This window comes from Streptomyces sp. HUAS MS02, assembly GCF_055702265.1.
Genome location: NZ_CM146747.1, coordinates 6,277,051 through 6,295,398 on the forward strand (window position 1 = coordinate 6,277,051; position 18,348 = coordinate 6,295,398).

An 18,348-nucleotide genomic window follows, 5' to 3' on the forward strand; every position below is an offset into this window, starting at 1 on the left:
CACCACGCAGAGGGGAACACGCGTGCGCCCATCACGCAGACGCAAGCCCTATGGCTGGGCGAAAGCCATCGCTGTCACGATCACATCCGCCCTGACCGTCACCCTGCTCCAGGGCACCCCGGCCCTCGGCGACGACCCCGACGAGGCCCGGGAGAAGCGGCGGCCCAAGACCCAGGACGTCGCCTCGACGCCGGTGGTCGATCAGGACGGCCAGGCCAGCCCGCTCAAGCACACCAAGGGGTACGGAAAGCCGCTGAACCCCAAGGCCACCTGGCCGAAGGCGGGTTCCGCGACGGTCGAACTCGCCGGTGCCAACGCCAAGAAGCGCGGCGCGCTGTCGAGCACCAAGACCGGTTCACTGCCGGTCCGTATCGGTCCGCCGCAGGGCATGACCCGTTCCACGATGGCGGCCGTCACGCCCACCCGCGCCAAGGTGGACGTACTCAGTCACGCCGCCGCGCGGAAGGCCGGCATCGACGGCCTGCTCCTGAAGGTGACCCGGGCGGACTCGTCTGCCACGAACGGCAAGGTGTCCGTCGAGGTCGACTACGCGGCCTTCGCGCAGGCCTACGGCGGCGACTGGGCCCAGCGGCTGCGCCTGGTCGAACTGCCCGCCTGCGCGCTGACCACGCCCACGGCGGCCAAGTGCCAGACGAGCACCCCGCTGAAGACCGACAACGACGTGCGCGAGCAGCGGCTCACCGCCGACGTGGCCGCGCTGCCCGCCGCGAAGGCCCCGCTGCTCGCGGTCGCCGCCGCGGCCTCCGGCGGCTCCGGCTCCTACACGGCGACCTCGCTGGCCCCGTCCGCGTCCTGGCAGGTCGCCGGGCAGACCGGCAGCTTCACCTGGCAGTACCCGCTGCGCGTGCCGCCCGCCATCGCCGGTCCCTCCCCGCAGCTCGGCCTCGGCTACAACTCCGCGGCCACGGACGGCCGGACGGCCTCCAGCAACAACCAGACCTCCTGGATCGGCGAGGGCTTTGATCTCTCCGCCGGCTACATCGAGCGTTCGTACCGCTCCTGCACGGAGGACGGCCACGACGAGGCCGGGTCGCAGAAGTACGACCTGTGCTGGCACTCCGACAACGCCACCATGAACTTCGGCGGCCGGGCCGGTGAGCTGGTCAAGAAGGGCAAGGACGAGTGGCGTCTGAAGCAGGACGACGGCACCCGTATCGAGCGCAAGTACGACGGCTTCAACGCCGACAACAACAACGAGTACTGGGTCGTCACCACCACCGACGGCACCCGCTACCACTTCGGCAAGGGCAAGCGCGAGTCCGCCGACACCGAGTTCACCGGCTCCTCCTGGGAGGTCCCGGTCTTCGGTGACGACAAGGACGAGCCCTGTCACGCGGACACCTTCAAGGGGTCGCGCTGCCAGCAGTCGTGGCGCTGGAACCTCGACTACGTCGTCGACGTGCACGGCAACACGATGACGTACTACTACGGCACCGAGACCAACAAGTACGACAGCGTGCGCGGCGACAAGGTCGTCTCCTACGACCGCGGCGGTTACCTCAAGCGGATCGAGTACGGGGAGCAGGCGGGCAAGGAGAACACGACCGCCGCGCCCTCGCAGGTCGTCTTCGACGTCGCCGAGCGCTGCACGGGTGCCGCCGCCGACTGTGAGCCGGGCGACCTGAAGGAGTCCACCGCCAAGCGCTGGCCGGACGTGCCGTTCGAGCAGATCTGCACCTCGGACACGGAGTGCAAGGACCAGTGGTCCCCGACCTTCTTCTCCCGCAAGCGGCTCGCGAAGGTCACGACGCAGGTCCTGGGTTCCGACGGCAAGACGTACGGGGACGTCGACGAGTGGGATCTGGCGCACAAGTACCAGAGCGCCGACACCACGCACGCCCCGGCCCTGTGGCTGGAGTCGGTCACCCACTCCGGCAAGGACGGCGCGAACAAGCTTCCGAAGGTCACCTTCTACGAGCGGCAGGACGCCAACCGCGTCGACACCGCCTCCGACGACCGGCTGCCGATGTACAAGTGGCGCATCCGGGCGATCCAGTCGGAGACGGGCGGCACGATCTCGGTCAACTACAAGCCGAACGAGTGCACCCCCTCCAACCTCCCCACCCCCGAGACCAACACCAAGCGGTGCATGCCGTCCTTCTGGTCGAAGGAGGGCACGGTCGGGGAGAAGGAGGACTGGTTCCACAAGTTCGTCGTCGACACGGTGATCGAGGACGAGGTCACGGTCACCGGCCCCAACAAGGTCACGTCCTACGACTACGCGGGCGCCGCCTGGGCCTTCGACGACAGCGAGCTGGTCAAGACCAAGAAGAAGACCTGGAACCAGTGGCGCGGCTTCCGCTCGGTCACCATGAAGACCGGTGAGGCGGGCAGCAAGCAGCTCCGCACGGAGACCACCTACCTCCAGGGCATGGACGGCGACCGGGAGAAGGAGTCCGGCGGTACGAAGTCGGTCACGGTCACCGCCTCCGACGGCACGAAGATCCGTGACGACGCCCGCCACCAGGGCTTCGCCGTGGAGCAGCGCAGCTTCAACGGCGCCGCCGAGGTGACCGGTTCGGTCAGCACGCCCTGGAAGTCCGAGCCCACGGCGACGGAGGGCAAGGACGAGGCGTCCTACGCGGCCGTCAAGTCGGTGAAGACCCGCACGGCTCTCGACGACGGCAAGGTCCGCCGCGCCGCCATCGAGCACTTCTACGACTCCTACGGCATGCTGTCCCGCTCCTCCGACTCCGGTGACCTGGCGGTCGAGGACGACGACACCTGCACGACGAACACGTACAACCGCAACACCGACGCGAACCTGCTGACCCTGCTGAAGCGGGTGACCGTCCTCCCCGTCAACTGCGACGACGGCGCGCCCACGTCCTTCAAGGGCGAGGCGATCTCCGACGTCCGCACCTGGTACGACGACCGTGACACCTACGGCACCACCCCCACCAAGGGTGATGTGGTGCGCAGCGAGAAGGTCAAGGGCTACACGGCCGACGGCACCCCGCAGTACGTGACCACGTCGACGGCCAAGTACGACGTCCACGGCCGAGTCGTGGAGTCCGCCGACCAGGCGGGCAACGCGACGAAGACGACCTACACGCCGACCACGGGCGGCCCGGTCACCGGCATGAAGTCCGAGGACCCTCTCGGCAACACCACGACCTCCACCGTCGACCGCCGCTGGGGCCTGGTGACCGCCACGGTCGACGCCAACAAGCAGCGCACCGACCTGGAGTATGACGCCCTCGGCCGCCTGCTGAAGGTCTGGCTCCCGGGCCGCGCCAAGGCCTCGGACACCCCGAGCCTCGAATACGCCTACCTGATCCGCAACAACGCGCCGGTGGTCACCACCACCAAGTCACTCCTTCCCAACGGCTCGGTGGCCACCAGCCATCAGCTCAGCGATGGTTTGTTGCGCCCGCGTCAGACGCAGACGCCGGCGGCGAACTCGGGCCGCGTCATCACGACCACCGAGTACGACAGCCGGGGCCTGGCGGTGAAGGAGATCGGCCCGTTCTACAACACGGCGGCCGTCGGCACGACGTTCGTCAACGTCGTCGACGCCTCCGAGGGCACCCCGCGCGAGACCGAGACCGTCTACGACGCGGCCGGCCGCGCCACGGACTCGATCTTCCGCGTGGCGGGCACCGAGAAGTGGCGCACGAAGACCGCGTACCACGGCGACCACACGACGGTGGACCCGCCGGCGGGCGCCACACCGACCGCGACGTACACCGACGCGCAGGGTCAGACGACCAAGGTCCTGGAGTTCAAGGCGTCGTCGCCCACGGGAGCGGCGGACACGACGTCGTACGACTACGACGCGGCGGGACGCCTCACCGAGGTGAAGGACACGTCGGGCAACGTCTGGTCGTACCAGTACGACGTGCGGGGGCGGCAGACCAAGTCGGTGGACCCGGACGCGGGTACAACGTCGGTGACGTACAACGATCTCGACCAGTTGAAGACGTTCAGCAACGAGCGCGGGATCACGCTCACCTACACCTACGACAAGCTGGGCCGTCAGCGTTCGCTCTTCAATGGCGACAAGAAGCTGACGACCTGGGAGTACGACAGCGCGACCGTCCCCAACGGCAAGGGGCGCCTGGCCTCCGCCACGAAGTGGGTGGGCGACGACGGCTACACCTCGTCGGTCGACGCGTACGACGTGGCGGGCCGCCCGACGAAGACCTCAGTGACCATCCCCGCCTCCGAGGGCAAACTGGCCGGTACGTACACCTCGACGGCGTCGTACAAGCCGGACGGCTCGATCGGCGACGTCGGCCTCCCGGCGATCGGGAGCCTTCCCGCGGAGACGATCACCGCCGGTTACACAGCGACCGGTCTGCCGTCGTTCACGCTGGGCGACGCGACGGACTACGCCCGCGAGACCCGGTACTCCAACTACGGCGAGATGCTCCAGCTGACGCTGGGCACCGCCAGCGCGGACAAGTACACCTGGCTCACCAACACCTACGAGGAGGGCACCCGGCGCCTGGAGCGCGCCCGCATCGACCGGGAGATCGTCAAGACCCCCGACTCCGACATCACCTACGGCTACGACGCCACCGGCAACATCCAGAAGATCGCGGACACGCCCGAGGGCAAGACCGCGGACGTCCAGTGCTTCACGTACGACTACCTGCGCCGCCTGACCGAGGCGTGGACGCAGACGGCCACCGCCTGCGCGCCCAGCGCCGGTGAGGCGACCGTCGGCGGCCCGGCACCGTACCGGCACTCCTACGCCTACGACGCCGCGGGCAACCGCACGAGCGAGGTCCGCCACGCCACCGGCACCACCGGCGACGCGGCGATCACGCAGACGACGACGTACGAGCCGAAGGCCACGGACACCAAGGGCGGCACGCACGCGCACGCCCTGAAGTCGGCCGAGGTGCGCACCGCGACGGCGGCCAAGGAAGTGACGGCGGCCCAGAGCTTCCAGTACGACGAGACGGGGAACACCGTCCGCCGCACCAAGGCGGCGACGGACCTCTCCCCGGCGGTCGACCAGAAGCTGGACTGGGACGAGGAAGGCCACCTGAGCGCGGTCACCCCGTACCTGTCCGGCGACACCCTGGACGAGGCGAACAAGACCTCGTACGTGTACGGCCCGGACGGAGGCCGCCTGCTCCGCAAGGAGAAGGGTGCCGTCACGCTGTACCTGGGCAGCCAGGAGATCCGCCTCGACACGGTGAAGAACACTCTGTCGGGTACGCGTTACTACTCCCACGGCGGCAAGAAGATCGCCGTGCGGACGTCGGCCGGCGTGACCTGGCTGGTCGGTGGCCAGAACGGCACCGCGGAGATCGCCATCAAGGCGGCGGACTCGGCGATCACGCAGCGTCGGACGCTGCCCTTCGGTGAGGTGCGTGGCGCGAAGCCGCCAGCGGGCGCGTGGCCCGGCGACAAGTCTTTCGTGGGTGGCACGGCTGACGCGACGACCGGTCTGATCCAGCTCGGCGCCCGCGCGTACGACCCGTCTTCCGGACGATTCGTGTCTGCGGACCCGCTGTTGAACCTCGGGGACCCACAGCACCTCAACGCCTACGCGTACGGCCGCAACAACCCGCTGGCCTTCCCGGACCCGACGGGTCTCTACTGGGGCGAGTCCTGGATCAGCCCGATCGGTCACGGTGCCCTCGACGTCGTGGGCCTGGTCCCAGGCTTCGGTGAGCCGGCCGACCTGCTCAACGGCCTCTGGTACACGGCCGAGGGCAACTACATCGACGCGGGTCTGTCCTACGCCTCGGCGATCCCGATCGCGGGTTACGCGGCCACCGCCGCGAAGGGCGCGCGGTACGTCAACAAGGCGGTCGACGCCGTCGACACGGCGTCGGATGCCACCAAGGCGACGAAGAAGACCGAGGACGCGGTCGACGCGGCCGACAAGGTCACGCCGCCGGTCACCCCGAAGCCGAAGGAGAAGCCTGCCCCCGCCCCGCCGGCGAAGGCCAAGGAAGCACCCCAGGTCAAGAAGGGGGACTCCGGCGGAAAGAAGAACGACGGCGCGGAGAAGAAGTCCGATACCGGAGGTGGCAAGGACGCTGACGCGCCTGCCCAGGGCAAGACCTGCAAGACGGACAACAGCTTCACCCCCGACACGCAGGTCCTGATGGCGGACGGTTCCACCAAGCCGATCGAGGACGTCGAGATCGGCGACAAGGTCCTCGCGGCGGACCCCGAGACCGGTGAGGTCACCGCTGAAGCGGTCACCGCCGAGATCATGGGTGAGGGTGTCAAGCGCCTGGTCGAGCTGACTGTCGACACGGATGGTGCCGCCGGCACGTCCACTGACAGGATCACCGCGACCGACGGGCATCCCTTCTGGGTCCCGGAAGCCGAGGCATGGGTCGACGCCACCGACTTGAAGAGCGGTCAGTGGCTGCGTACCAGTGCGGGCACGCTCGTCCAGATCACTGCGGTGGACCGTTGGACGGCAACGGACGAGACAGTCCACAACCTGACCGTTGCCGACCAGCACACGTACTTCGTGCTGGCGGGGGCGACCCCGCTTCTGGTCCACAACTGCGGCGGTGAGATCGACTACGGGTCGATTGATGCGGACGGTCGCCGGTCGGGAATCGTCGCGATCGTCACGCCCTCGATGCTGGGTACCGGAACCAAAGCCACCCGCAGGATGGGAGACGACCTGCCGGGCTTTGTGAGCGGAGCCAACGGAGACGCTCGTGGACACCTTCTGCCGAGGGCCCTCGGGGGATCAGGGACGACGAAGGAAAACATCGTCAGAACGACCGAATCCGTCGACAACGGCGTCATGAACGAGTTCGAGAAGAAAATCGCGGCTTATGTCGCATCAGGGAACGGGAACACCATCATGTATGCTGCGACACCGCATTATCGGCCGGGCAGCAATGTCGCCTACGCGGTGACGATCGAAGCATTTGACGATACCGGTTGGAACATGACGCAAAAATTTATGCAGTGACCATGATCGGGTGAAATGCGTGGGGGTGGGGTCGACATTTCGACTCCACCCCCTTCTGTTCACTTCTTCCACTCGTAGGATCCCGTTGACGTCTCCGCGACCTCCACGGGCCACGCCTTCACCGCTTCGTCGAGCAGCCTGCGCTGCTGTTGAACCCATCCGGTGGGCAGAGCCATGGGGATGATCGCCGTCGCGTTCGAGTCCGAGGTGTCCTCGACGAAGACTGTCGAGTCATCGTTTTCGCTCCGGGCGCACTCGATCCTGATCGTGGGACCGTTTCCCATGTCCAGCCACTCGGCGTCCTGGCCTCGCTCGAGTGCTTCCAGGGCCGAGGACCATTGCCGCAGAGCGGCGAGGAAGAAATAGACGCGACAGCTGCCGCTGACGAAATTGGTGGTCACGATCACTTCCCCCACCATCAGATCGTGCTCCGGGAGGACACCGGGTTTGTGGCGGCCGTGAATACGTAGACGGACACTGTTGGTGCTGTCGGAGAGGTTGAGCAGGTCCATATCGTCGCTCTCGTCGGAGGGTGTGCCGAGGTGATCAGGGGCGGAGGCGGGCCGTCAGGCCCTCGAAGTAGCCGCGGTGTACGGCGGGCAGGTCCACCTGGTCCGGGTCCAGGAGCCAGAGGAGGTGGGCGCCCTCCAGGAAGGCGGCGACCTCCGTGGCCAGTGCCGTCGGGTTCACGTCCGGGCGGGCCGTGCCGTCCGCCGTCGCGCGGGTGAAGAGGGCGGTCAGGTGAGCGCGTAGGGCGCGGCCCCGGTCGCGGAACCAGGTGTGGAGGGTGGTGCCTGGTTCCAGGTTCTCGGCCGTCAAGGTGGTGTGCAGGGCTGTGAGTTCACGTTCGGCTGCCGCCGTGTGTGCGGCGTCCCGGACGAACCAGTCGAACGCCTCCGTGAGCGTGGGCTCGGAGGTCGGGGTGGCCGACAGGCGGGCCAGGGCACGGCGGTCGGCCTCCTCCAGGACCGCCTGGACCAGGCCCTCCTTGCTGCCGAAGTGGTGGATGAGGGCGGACGGGGTGACGCCTGCGCGTTCGGCGATCGCGGCGACGCCCGTGCCGCGTACGCCCTGCTGGGAGAAGAGCGTGATCGCCGCGTCCACCATCGCGCGGCGGCGTTCCACGCCCCGCCTCTGCACCTGTCCCTTGACTCCGGCCATGGTCATCAGGGTGCCGGGTGGGGTGCGGGGGCGTCCACCTCGAAAAGGGCGTGCGGGATCCGTGTCCGATCATTATCTTGAACGACCATGCAGGAAAATAGAGAGAGGGACGACGTCGTCCTGGTCGGCCGCGAGCGGATCGTTCCCGTGGACGGCATCGAGTTGTGGGCCGAGGAGTTCGGCGGTTCCGAGCATCCGGTCGTGCTGTTGGTGATGGGCGCTCAGGCGCAGGGCATTCAGTGGAACGACGGGATCGTGCGGCGGCTCGTCGAGGGCGGGCGCCGGGTCATCCGGTACGACCACCGCGACACCGGGCGGTCCTCCGTGGTCGACTTCGCCGTACGGCCGTACACCGTCGCCGACCTGGCCTCGGACGCGCTCGCCGTGCTGGACGCGTTCGGTGTCGAGAAGGCGCATCTCGTCGGGGCCTCGCTGGGCGGGATCATCGCGCAGCGGATCGCCGTCACCGATCCGGAACGGGTGCTGACCCTGACGAGCCTGTCGTCACAGCCCCTGGGTACGGACACGGCGGCCGCAGTGAACCGGGCCATGGCGGGGGAGCCCCCGGCGCACGGTGAACTGCCCCCGCCCAGCGCCGAGTTGCTGTCCGCGCTCGCCACCACCTTCCCCGATCCGAAGGCCGGCCCGGACGAGCACCTCGCCCTGCGGCTGCCGTTGTGGCGGGTGCTGCACGGGGCGGTGCTGCCGTTCGACGAGGAGGAGTACCGGGCCATGGAGCGGCGGGTGTTCGAGCGGGCGCGTGATCTGGCGGCCGGGGTCAACCACACGCTCGCCGGGGCGGCCGGCGGGGACGACACGGCGGCCCTGGCCTCGGTCACCGCGCCGACGCTCGTCCTGCACGGCACCGAGGACCCGATGTTCCCGCCGGCGCACGCGGAGGCGACGGCCGCCGCCGTGCCGGGGGCCCGGCTGGTCATGATCGAAGGGCTGGGGCACAGCCTGCCCAGGGTGATGGACGCCCGGCTGGCCGAGGAGATCCTGCGGCACACGGGCTGACAAACGGATGGCCCGACACATGGCCTGACACGCGGCCCCGCACATGGCTCCGCACATGGCTCGGCACATGGCTCGGCACATGGCCCGGCACGCGGCCTGACGGCCGCTCGCCGACATGATGCGGCGCGCGCACCCGGCACCGCCGGGCACGCGCGCCGCTACCGCCTCAGCACGGAGCGACAGGCTCAGCGCAGTGTCGCTCCGAACATCGCGTCCGTGGCCGGGCCCGCCACGTCGCCGGGGCCGAAGGCCAGGGCCGACGTGGTGGTCAGGCCGGTGGTGGTGCCGGGGAGGACCCAGACGGCGCCGTTGTCGCTGTTCTCGGCGGGGGCGCCCACGGCCAGGTCGGGGTGACCGTTGCCGTTGAAGTCCAGCAGGGCCGTCGTGGTGCCGAACTTGTCCTCCGCCTCGGCGACCCCGGGGACCCCGGCGGTGTTCTGGTGGAAGACCTTGGTGCCGGCGCCCGTGACGCCGGAGGCCGTGCCGGGGACGAGAGCGACCGAGCCGGTGTTCACGATGCCGTCGACGTCCTCGTACGCGATGCCGAGCGCGATGTCGGCGTACCCGTCACCGGTGACGTCGGCGACCGAGACCGCCGAGCCGACCAGGTCGCCGTCCTCCTGCGCGCCGGGGAAGCCGGGCAGGTTCTGGTCGAAGGTCTGGACGTTCGACTCGGACGTGCCGGTGGGCGAGCCGTAGGCCACGCGGACCTGGTCGGACCAGCCCTCCGCGCCCACGACCACGTCGTCGTAGCCGTCACCGTTCACGTCGCCGATGCCGGTGCCGGCCGGGTCGCGGCTCGTGTCGTCCCCGGGTGCGAAGCCGCGGGTGAAGCCCGAGGCGCCGCCCAGGAGCAGGCGGTTGCCCCAGGTGCCGTCGCCCGTGTAGTGCCACTGGACGATGTCGTCCCGGCCGTCGCCGTTGACGTCGCCGACCTGGCCGGAGACGACCGGGCCGGTGATGGACGACGGCCCGTCCTCGCAGCCCCCGCCGGTCGCGCAGGAGGCGTCGTCCTCCTCCCAGCCCCACCACAGGGACTTGTCGAGGAGGTTCAGTACGGCGGCGGGCTTGCCCGCGCGGGAGATCGGGCCCTTCCACAGGGCCGCCGGCGCGCCCTCGGGGTCGTCGCCGCCGACGGACTGCGCGGAGAACAGCGCGAGGTCGGTCTTGCCGTCACCGTCGAAGTCGCCGGCCTGCGGGGCCGCCCCGTACTGGGCGATGTTCGTCCCGCCGGTCAGCCCGGACGCCGAACCCCAGAGGATCACCGAGCCCGCCGTGCCGCCCGCGATTACCAGGTCGCCGTAGCCGTCCCCGTCCAGGTCGCCCTTGGTGAAGGTCGAGCCGAAGCGCTGGTTGGCGGTGGCGGAGCCGGGCACACCGCTCGTCGAGCGGCTGATCAGCTTCTTCTTGGTGGGGGAGATGCCGCTCTTCGAGCCGTAGAGGACGGCCACGTAGCCCGCCTTGGCCTTCGAGGACACCGTGGCGTTCGGGGCGCCGACGACCAGGTCGGCGTACCCGTCAGCGTTGAAGTCGTCCGCCACGCCCACCTTCGCGGGGGCGGCCGAGGCCGTGCCCAGCGACAGTGCGGTCAGGCCGCCGGCCAGCAGTACCACCGCTGCCAGGGGGGCGGTCACGCGTGCCGTACGGGTGCTGCGTCGTGCTGCTCGTGCTCGTGACATGCACGTGCCTTTCGAGTCGGTGGAGATCCTGGTCCGGCGGGCGGAACTGCCGCGTCCATGTAGTTCGACTCGATCGGGAGTTCGTCGGTTGTGCGTCCGAATGTCATGGGTACGTAACTGACCTACTCCACCCACCGACTTACTCCACCCACCGACCTGCTCCACCCACCGACCCACTTCACGTCCGACGGGTCCCAGGCCGTCGGCTCCACCGGGGTGGCTGTGGGAACGGTGGACCCCCCGGCCCGTGCGGGCCGGGGGGTCCACCGTTCTCGGTGCGCGGACTACCAGATCGCCTCGACCCACTCCGGGTGGTCGATGAACGGGTTCCGGTTGCCCTGGTAGTCGCTGTGAATGAGGTCGTTGCGGCGCTCCTCGAAGGAGTCCGGCGGGTCCGCCTCGTTCCAGGCCTTCAGGACGGACAGGCGGCCGTGGAAGCGGGTGCCGCCGTTGTTGACGGAGTCGTTGGGCTCCAGGTCGGGCCAGCCGTCGTCGCCCTCGTACCGGACGGCCATGTAGAGGATCATGCGGGCCACGTCGCCCTTGACCGCGTCCCTGGGCTCGAAGGAGTTCGAGTCGTAGCGGCTGCCGCCGCTGTTGGTGAAGGTGCTGCCGCCGCTGTCGAAGTCGAGGTTGCCCCGGGTGGCGTTGACCGTGACGTCCTCGGGGCGCAGATGGTGCAGGTCGGTGCCGGGGCCGGCGGAGGTGCCGAAGTCGCCGTGCGACTGGGCCCACACGTGCTCGCGGTTCCAGTTGCCGGAGCTGCCGCCGTTCAGGGACTTGCTGCGCGAGATGCCGCTGTAGAGCAGCTTCACGTTGTTGCTGTTGTTGGGATCCTGGTCGGTGACCTTCAGCGCGTTCCAGACCGCCGAGTACGAGATGGTCGTGTGACCGTCGATGATCGAGTGCAGCGAGGACTTCAGGGCGGTACCGGTCTTGCCGATCGCGCTCGCGTAGTACGTGTCGTCGTACGCGGTCGTCGTCGCCGAGGCGGGGGTGGCGGTGGCCGCCGGGAGGACGATACCGACGAGCACGGCCGACGTCGCGAGAGCGACCGACTTCCAACTGCGTATCCGCGCAGCGGGCATGAGGGGTGTCCCTTCCCAAAGGGCCGCGCAGGACGAGGAGTTGCCAGTTGCTTCGGGGAGTCTCGTTCTACGCGGGTTGACTGTGTGGGTAACCGAGAGATTGGCATGGACGGGTCAGTCGAGGTGTTACAACTGGAAGGCGATCCGATGACAATTCGGCCAACGGGGCAACCTTCGTACCTCAACTCCACTTCACCTGCCGCGATTCAAGGGGAGACCCTCATTGACGTGCGGATTTCGGCGTGCTGGGCCGGTGGACGGTCTTGCGTAGTTGTCGGGTGCAGAGCAACCTCAACGGGGGGTGAACGGTCTTCTTCAGGGGGGTGACGTCTGGCGTGATCCGGTCTGCCGACCGGCCCGTCCACCTGCACGCCCGCCTGCACGCCCGACTTCCTGTCGACTTGTCCGCCCGCCCGCCCGACCGCTCGTTCGTCCGCCCGTCCGTCTGTCCGCTTGCTGGTCCCGTCAGTCCCGCCCGTCCCGTCCGTCGTCCACCCGTCGGCACCCACACCGGAAAGTCATGTTGCCCACCACGAAGAGACCCGGCCGCTCGCACGAGACGACGGCCGGATAATTGATATCCATATTCTCGCGGGCGCTCCCGCGAATACGCAGCAGGGTCGCGTCCGTCAAGTGGCGCCGGCCGAAGGTGATTCTGTGGACCGCGGCGGTGGTCGTGGGCATCGGATTCATGCTCGCGCTGGAGGTCGCCGCACGGGGATACGGTGTGCCGGGGCCGATCACCAATCAGGCGAGCGAGGTGATATTCGCCCCGAAATCAGGGCCGTTGCTCTACGCCAGCATGGCGTTGACGATGGTGGTGCTCACCTGGCGCGAACGGTTCATCGCGGCGGGTGTCGCCGTCGGAATCGATATCGTCTTCTTTCTGGTCCGATGGCTTGTCGACGCCAGAATGATGTTCGGCAACGGCGCGCTGTGGGTGATCCTGGGTTGCGCGGTCGTCGCCGTCACCCGCCGCACCGGCCGTGAACGGGCGCTTCTGCTGAAAGGCGTCGGGCTCGGTCTGCTGCTGGTCGCCGGCCGCAAGACGGGCGACGCGTGGCTGCTGATCACGTCCAAGACGCGACCCATGGTGCTCGACCCGTACCTCGCCACCGCCGACCACGCGCTGGGCAACCCCTCGTGGCTGGTGGGCCGGCTGGTCAGGGCCACGGGGCCCGTCGGCACCCATCTGCTCGACTGGGTCTACATCCAGCTCGCGGTGGCGGCGGTCATCGTGACGCTCTACCAGCTGCGGCACGTGGCGGCCGAACGCCGCTTCCCGCGCCACCACCTGGTGCGCACCTTTCTGGTGATCGGCCTCCTCGGACCGAGCGTCTACATGATCTTCCCGGTGGTCGGACCGGTCTTCGCCTACGGAACGGGCGCGTTCGGCACCGGCGGCGAGCACTGGGCGCTGGCCAACATCTGGCCCGACACACCACCGTCGCTCACCGTGCCGCACCCGATGGTGTACGACGAGATCACCCCGCGCAATTGCATGCCCAGCCTCCACACGGCGTGGGCCACCGCGATATTCATCCACTCGCGCCGGGGCCCGCGCGCTCTGCGGTACGCGGGAACCTTCTGGCTGATCACCACGCTTTCCGCGACGCTGGGATTCGGATATCACTACGGCGTGGATCTCATCGCCGGTGTCGTCTTCACCATCACGATCGAGGCGGCGCTGCGGACGTACGACCGCGGCTGGGACCGGGCGGGAATCGCGCTCGTCGTCCACGGTGCGGCGGTATTCGTGGGGCTTCTGCTGGCCTATCGCTATCTGCCGGTGGAAATGGCCCGACACCCGTGGGTGTACGGGCCGCTTCTCCTCATGGTGATGGGCTCGGTCGTATACGGCTACGTTCGTGTCGACCGACGCTGGACGCCGGAAGCCGCGTCGCCGCGACAGCCGGAGCGGCGGGCGGAACGGCATCCCGAGCTGGTGTGAGCGGGCGGAGGGAGCGGCGGCCCCGGCGAGGGCTCAGCCCTTGAGCCGCTCCCGCAGCTCGGCGACATCGGTGAGGAACCACGTCTGACGGTTCCGGTTGCACTCCCGGACGAAGTCGCGCAGGGCCGAACTGGCTTCCGTGTGCCGGGAGATGTCGCCGACGACGGCGAGGCCGACGCGGTACTGCACGAACTTCTGGATGATGTCGCCCGCGACGCGGGTGCTCAGCCGGAAGAACCGCTCGTCGAACCGCTCGACGGGGACGGCGACCCACGCGGCGCCCTGGTACCCGGCATCACCGATGAGGTCCAGGGCGTCCCCCTCGCCCCCGATCACCCCGCCCTCGGCGTCACACATCAACACGGGCACGTCGTGGATCGCCTGCAGGGTGGTGGGCATGGGGCGAGGTTACTGCGCGGTCGGTGCCCGCAACCCCGGGATCGAAGAGCCCGGCCGGGCGACCAGCCCCCGAGGGCGGGCCGTCGGTCACTTCATCAGGGTGTCGTGGGCGGCGTACGCGGCGGACTGGGTGCGGTAGCCGGTGAGGAAATCGCCCTGGGGCCCCGGGTGCGCCCGGCGAGCAGCTGCTCACCCACCCGTGTGTCGGCCGATCCGGCTCTCCTTCTCCATCGGGAACGGGGGGCAAGGGAACTGGACCAAGGGAACTGATGTACAACTATCGATCGTCTTTGCGAGTCGACTGTGGTGAATCCGTCAGAGGCGGGTTCCAGTCGCACAAGGGGATGGGACAGGTTTGATGACTCACCGGATATCGGGGGTATCCCGGGTGTCGCCGGCGTCCAGGCGGACGCGTGTGGTCGCGGCGGGGATCGGGGCCGGCATGGCCCTCACGTCGGCGGCCGCGGCGTTCGCGCCGGCCGCGGTCGCCGCGTCGCAGGTCACATGTACGTCGAAGCAGGCCGGACTGGCCGAGAAGCTGCAGAAGGACATCACGGCGGCGCTCGCGAAGCGGAAGGGCACGGTGGCGGTCGGCCTGTACGACCGGGCGACCGACACCACCTGCACGCTGCGCGGGGACACCGCCTTCGACTCGGCCAGCGTCGTGAAGGTGACCGTGCTCGCCGCGCTGCTGTACGACGCCAAGAAGACGAACCGGTATCTCACCGACCGTGAGACCAAGCTCGCCACCGCCATGATCACCAAGTCGGACAACAATTCCACCAGCACCCTGTGGAAGCAGCTCGGCGTCAAGAAGATCCAGGCGTTCCTCACGGCCGCCAAGATGACGCAGACCAAGCCCGGCGCGAACAACTACTGGGGCCTCACCCAGATCACCGTCCGCGACGAGCAGCGGCTGCTCGCCCTGCTCACCGCGAAGAACACTGTCCTGAGCGACAACGCGCGCGCGTACATCCTCAAGCTGATGAACAAGGTCGTCGCCGAGCAGCGCTGGGGCACCCCGGCCGGGGCGCCCTCCACCGTGAAGGTGCACGTCAAGAACGGGTGGCTGTCCCGCGCCACGCACGGCTGGCGGGTGCACAGCGTCGGCACGTTCAAGGGCGGCGGACGGGACTACACGATCACCGTCCTCACCCACGGCAACCCCGACATGCGGTACGGCGTGAACACGATCCAGGCTGTCTCCAAGGCCATCCACAAGGATCTGGTGCCCGCCCCGAAGACCTCCTCCGGCATGGCGAGCGTGCAGCGCTACGAGCCCACCGACCAACCGCGGGAGGCGACCGTCCCGGTGCCGGAGACCGGCACCGCCGACGGGACGGGAACCGGGAACGGCAACGGCTGATATCGGACGTTCACGGCGAGGCCATCCGCGGCTCACCGGCGTCGCCCTACCGTGACGCCATGCCTCTGAGAAGCCTCGTCGCGACCCTCACCGCCGGTCTGGCGGCGGCGGCCACCACGCTCGCCGCCGCCGGACCCGTCCACGCCGACTCGGCGCGCGGCCATGCCTGTTCGCCGACCGTGTCGATCGAGAAGTACTCCGACGCCCTCGACAAGACGACGTACGCGGGCACCTTCGTCGGGAACCTCTCCGGCCTCGCCGTCGACCACGACGGCTCGCTCCTCGCCGTCTCCGACCGGTCGGCCCTCTTCACTCTCGACCGCCCCACCCTCGCGCCGAAGGGCGTCCTGCCGCTCGCCACACAGAGCGGCGCCGCGCTCGACTCCGAGGCGGTCGCCGTCGACCGGGACGGCACCCTGCTCGTCGCCTCCGAGACCGAGCCGACCGTACGGCGCTACGACCGGCAGGGGCGGATCCTGGCCGGCCTGCCCGTGCCCGACGAACTGGCGGTCGCCCCGGCCGGCCGGGCGGTCGCCAACCAGACCTTCGAAGGGCTCACTCTCCTTCCCGGCGGACGCACCCTGCTCGCCTCGATGGAGGGCACCCTCACCGGGGACACCACCGGGGTGGTCCGCCTTCAGACATGGCAACGGCACGGCAGCACAGGGGAGTTCAGGCTCTCCGCGCAGTACGGCTACCGCGTGGACACCGGCCTCGGGGTCGTCGAGGTGGCCGGCCTCCCGGGCGGGCGGCTGCTCGTCCTGGAGCGCGGATTCACCGCCGGGGTCGGCAACACGGTCCGCCTCTACGTCGCCGACACGCGCCGCGCGACCGACACCGACGGCCTTCGGCTCGTCCGCAAGACGCTGCTCGCCGACCTCGTGGACTGCCCCAGCCTCGGGGCCACGGCCAAGCAGCCCCAGCCGAACCCGCTGCTCGACAACATCGAGGGCATGACCGTCACCGGGGCCGCACGGCCCGGCGGGCGGCTGGACGTGCTGCTGGTCAGCGACGACAACCAGAACACCGTCCAGACCACCCGCTTCTACTCCCTCTCCCTCTCCCTCCGGACCCGGACCGCCTGAGCCACGCCTGGACGCCGGTGGGGGTGACCCTCGCCGGCGGTCGCATCCTCGGCTACCGGCTACCGGCTACCGGCTACCGGCTACCGGCTACCGGCTACCGGCTACCGGCTACCGGCTCCGCCGTCGCCGTCGGCGTCGGGACGTCAACTCCGCTGTTCGCAGCCGCAGTCGGTCGTCGCCCCGTCCTCCAGCAGCCCGCTCCTGGCCGTGAGATAGGCGAGCTGGGCACGGCTGTTGCTGCCGAGCAGGTCGCCCACCTTCTTGAGGTGGCTGGCGACGGTACGGGGGCTGATGCCCAGCCGGCTGGCGATGGCGGCGTCGGTGTAGCCGTCGACCATGAGGCGCAGCACATGCAGCCGGGTCTCGTCGGTCAGGAGCGCGGGGCGCTGCTGGTCCTGCTCGTAGACGACCGGCCTCGCCCGTTCCCAGGCGTACTCGAAGGCGGAGACCAGGAAGTGCACGACGCCCGGGTCGGTGACCTTGAGGGCGTGGGTGCCGTGGTCCTTGCCCATGTCGGGGATGAACGCGACGGACCGGTCGCAGATGATCATCCGGTCGAACACCTCGTCCACCGTGCGGACTTCGACGCCCAGGTCGGTGACCTGCTTGATGTAGTCGAGGGTCGGTCCGTGGGCGCGGACGGTGTGCTGGTAGAGCGTGCGCTGCTTGACGCCCTTGCGGTGGGCCTCCAGGGTGCGCGGCAGGGCCTTGACCAGGACCTCCTCGGGCCGCCTGCCACCCGGGTGCGCGGTCAGCAGCTCGTTCCGCGTGCCCCGGATCGCCTCGTCCAGCGCGGCGGTGATCGCCGGCGCGGGGGTGAGTCGCTGGGAGGACTCGCTCTCCTTGCGGCGGGCGGTGCGGTAGACGCTCTCCGCCTGTGACATCGAGGCCCGTACGGCGGCCAGGGCCTGCTGCTGTTCCAGGATCAGCCGTTCCCTCGGGTGGGCCAGCGCCGCCGTCGCCACCGAGGGCGGGATCGGCACCAGCGCCTCCGGGTCGTCCACCGCCGGGGCCACGAGACCGAACGCGCCCACACAGCGGGGAGCGTCCGCGCGCGCGGCCCTTCCCGCCAGCAGTGCGTTGCGATAGAACTCCAGTCCCGCACCGCACACCTCTGCAGGGGACTCGTCGCCCCCGGGTATGTCCGACTCCTCGCACATGCCATCCCCCTTCAGATTCCTGCAGTGCACGATCATGACCCCTTCAATCGCTTCCGGCAACCGGCCGCCCACGGCATGCTCTTCGTGTGGACACCGGCGAAGAGCCGCGAGTCCGAGAATTCTTCTGGGGGGAACAAGAAATGAAGTACATGCGCAGAATGGTCGGGGCGCTCGCGTTTGTCGCCGCCGCGGTACTGACCCTTTCTGTCGCCGCCGAGACGGCCGAACGCACCACGGTCGCGAACGCCCAGGCGTCCAACGCGCCGAGCGACCCCGGCTGGCCGTGAGCCGAAGGCGCCGACCCGCTCAACGCGGGTGAAGCGTACGCAAATCGCGCGTAGTGCGCCCGCGGAGTGTGTGTGCGATCGCACAGTGCTCATGGGGCGCTCACGCAGCGTTCGTACGGCATAGGCGCGTCGCGCAGTATCTGATGGAACGTCAAGTGACTTGCTGGCCGTGCGAGTTAGCAAGGAAAGCGGTTGACGGGAGAGCCGTCCGGCCGGGGCGGGATCCCATT

Annotated in this window: 13 protein-coding genes; 7 read left to right on the plus strand and 6 right to left on the minus strand. The window is 69.2% G+C overall.

Annotated features, from left to right (window positions below):
• Positions 1–22 precede the first annotated feature (22 nt).
• A complete protein-coding gene (locus tag ACZ9QC_RS27055) occupies positions 23–6,925 on the plus strand; it encodes an RHS repeat-associated core domain-containing protein (RefSeq protein WP_472915490.1) in 6,903 nt (2,300 codons plus the stop codon).
• A 59-nt stretch (positions 6,926–6,984) separates the two neighbouring features.
• Here ACZ9QC_RS27055 and ACZ9QC_RS27060 read toward each other — a convergent pair whose 3' ends face one another.
• Together ACZ9QC_RS27060 and ACZ9QC_RS27065 are read right to left on the minus strand one after the other, a co-directional pair.
• Positions 6,985–7,437, minus strand: a complete 453-nt coding sequence (locus ACZ9QC_RS27060) for a DUF5959 family protein (RefSeq protein WP_472915491.1) — start codon at positions 7,435–7,437, stop codon at positions 6,985–6,987.
• A gap of 34 nt (positions 7,438–7,471) precedes the next feature.
• Entirely contained in the window at positions 7,472–8,086 is a 615-nt protein-coding gene (locus ACZ9QC_RS27065; protein WP_472915492.1) for a TetR/AcrR family transcriptional regulator, read from the minus strand.
• 87 nt (positions 8,087–8,173) lie between these two features.
• Between ACZ9QC_RS27065 and ACZ9QC_RS27070 the strand changes: the two genes are divergently transcribed.
• Positions 8,174–9,103 (plus strand): alpha/beta fold hydrolase, encoded by a 930-nt coding sequence (locus ACZ9QC_RS27070; protein ID WP_472915493.1) that lies wholly within the window; start codon positions 8,174–8,176, stop codon positions 9,101–9,103.
• Positions 9,104–9,288: 185 nt separating this feature from the next.
• On the opposite strand, the gene ACZ9QC_RS27075 is transcribed toward ACZ9QC_RS27070, so the two are convergent.
• Positions 9,289–10,782: an FG-GAP-like repeat-containing protein gene (locus ACZ9QC_RS27075; RefSeq protein ID WP_472915494.1), complete on the minus strand. Its 1,494-nt coding sequence runs from the start codon at positions 10,780–10,782 to the stop codon at positions 9,289–9,291.
• Positions 10,783–11,066: 284 nt separating this feature from the next.
• Positions 11,067–11,870: an endonuclease I family protein gene (locus ACZ9QC_RS27080; RefSeq protein WP_472915495.1), complete on the minus strand. Its 804-nt coding sequence runs from the start codon at positions 11,868–11,870 to the stop codon at positions 11,067–11,069.
• 691 nt (positions 11,871–12,561) lie between these two features.
• On the opposite strand from ACZ9QC_RS27080, the gene ACZ9QC_RS27085 reads away from it, so the two are divergent.
• Positions 12,562–13,821: a phosphatase PAP2 family protein gene (locus tag ACZ9QC_RS27085; protein ID WP_472921820.1), complete on the plus strand. Its 1,260-nt coding sequence runs from the start codon at positions 12,562–12,564 to the stop codon at positions 13,819–13,821.
• 33 nt (positions 13,822–13,854) lie between these two features.
• Here ACZ9QC_RS27085 and ACZ9QC_RS27090 read toward each other — a convergent pair whose 3' ends face one another.
• Positions 13,855–14,220 (minus strand): DUF4180 domain-containing protein, encoded by a 366-nt coding sequence (locus ACZ9QC_RS27090; protein WP_472915496.1) that lies wholly within the window; start codon positions 14,218–14,220, stop codon positions 13,855–13,857.
• Between ACZ9QC_RS27090 and ACZ9QC_RS27095 the strand changes: the two genes are divergently transcribed.
• The 3 genes from ACZ9QC_RS27095 to ACZ9QC_RS27105 all read left to right on the plus strand — a co-directional run bounded on the left by ACZ9QC_RS27095 (position 14,219) and on the right by ACZ9QC_RS27105 (position 16,671).
• A complete protein-coding gene (locus ACZ9QC_RS27095; protein ID WP_472915497.1) occupies positions 14,219–14,359 on the plus strand; it encodes a hypothetical protein in 141 nt (46 codons plus the stop codon). The two genes, ACZ9QC_RS27090 and ACZ9QC_RS27095, sit on opposite strands and share 2 nt — an antisense overlap.
• 219 nt (positions 14,360–14,578) lie before the next feature.
• Complete coding sequence (locus ACZ9QC_RS27100; RefSeq protein ID WP_472915498.1) at positions 14,579–15,586, plus strand: serine hydrolase; 1,008 nt, start codon at positions 14,579–14,581, stop codon at positions 15,584–15,586.
• Positions 15,587–15,645: 59 nt separating this feature from the next.
• Complete coding sequence (locus ACZ9QC_RS27105; protein WP_472915499.1) at positions 15,646–16,671, plus strand: esterase-like activity of phytase family protein; 1,026 nt, start codon at positions 15,646–15,648, stop codon at positions 16,669–16,671.
• A 143-nt stretch (positions 16,672–16,814) separates the two neighbouring features.
• Here the strand turns inward: ACZ9QC_RS27105 and ACZ9QC_RS27110 are convergent, their stop codons facing one another.
• The gene (locus ACZ9QC_RS27110; protein ID WP_472915500.1) at positions 16,815–17,831 is read right to left on the minus strand and encodes a LuxR C-terminal-related transcriptional regulator; all 1,017 of its coding nucleotides are present in this window, start codon (positions 17,829–17,831) and stop codon (positions 16,815–16,817) included.
• Positions 17,832–17,980: 149 nt separating this feature from the next.
• Here ACZ9QC_RS27110 and ACZ9QC_RS27115 point away from each other — a divergent pair, with 149 nt between their 5' ends.
• Complete coding sequence (locus ACZ9QC_RS27115) at positions 17,981–18,118, plus strand: hypothetical protein (protein ID WP_472915501.1); 138 nt, start codon at positions 17,981–17,983, stop codon at positions 18,116–18,118.
• Positions 18,119–18,348 lie beyond the last annotated feature (230 nt).

Bases quoted from the DNA above. Each gene is read 5' to 3' on its own strand.
- ACZ9QC_RS27095 (WP_472915497.1), top strand. From the start codon at position 14,219: ATGGGGCGAGGTTACTGCGCGGTCGGTGCCCGCAACCCCGGGATCGAA.
- ACZ9QC_RS27110 (WP_472915500.1), bottom strand. From the start codon at position 17,831: ATGTGCGAGGAGTCGGACATACCCGGGGGCGACGAGTCCCCTGCAGAG.
- ACZ9QC_RS27100 (WP_472915498.1), top strand. From the start codon at position 14,579: ATGACTCACCGGATATCGGGGGTATCCCGGGTGTCGCCGGCGTCCAGG.
- ACZ9QC_RS27085 (WP_472921820.1), top strand. From the start codon at position 12,562: ATGCTCGCGCTGGAGGTCGCCGCACGGGGATACGGTGTGCCGGGGCCG.
- ACZ9QC_RS27090 (WP_472915496.1), bottom strand. From the start codon at position 14,220: ATGCCCACCACCCTGCAGGCGATCCACGACGTGCCCGTGTTGATGTGT.
- ACZ9QC_RS27080 (WP_472915495.1), bottom strand. From the start codon at position 11,870: ATGCCCGCTGCGCGGATACGCAGTTGGAAGTCGGTCGCTCTCGCGACG.
- ACZ9QC_RS27115 (WP_472915501.1), top strand. From the start codon at position 17,981: ATGCGCAGAATGGTCGGGGCGCTCGCGTTTGTCGCCGCCGCGGTACTG.
- ACZ9QC_RS27065 (WP_472915492.1), bottom strand. From the start codon at position 8,086: ATGGCCGGAGTCAAGGGACAGGTGCAGAGGCGGGGCGTGGAACGCCGC.
- ACZ9QC_RS27070 (WP_472915493.1), top strand. From the start codon at position 8,174: ATGCAGGAAAATAGAGAGAGGGACGACGTCGTCCTGGTCGGCCGCGAG.
- ACZ9QC_RS27105 (WP_472915499.1), top strand. From the start codon at position 15,646: ATGCCTCTGAGAAGCCTCGTCGCGACCCTCACCGCCGGTCTGGCGGCG.
- ACZ9QC_RS27060 (WP_472915491.1), bottom strand. From the start codon at position 7,437: ATGGACCTGCTCAACCTCTCCGACAGCACCAACAGTGTCCGTCTACGT.
- ACZ9QC_RS27075 (WP_472915494.1), bottom strand. From the start codon at position 10,782: ATGTCACGAGCACGAGCAGCACGACGCAGCACCCGTACGGCACGCGTG.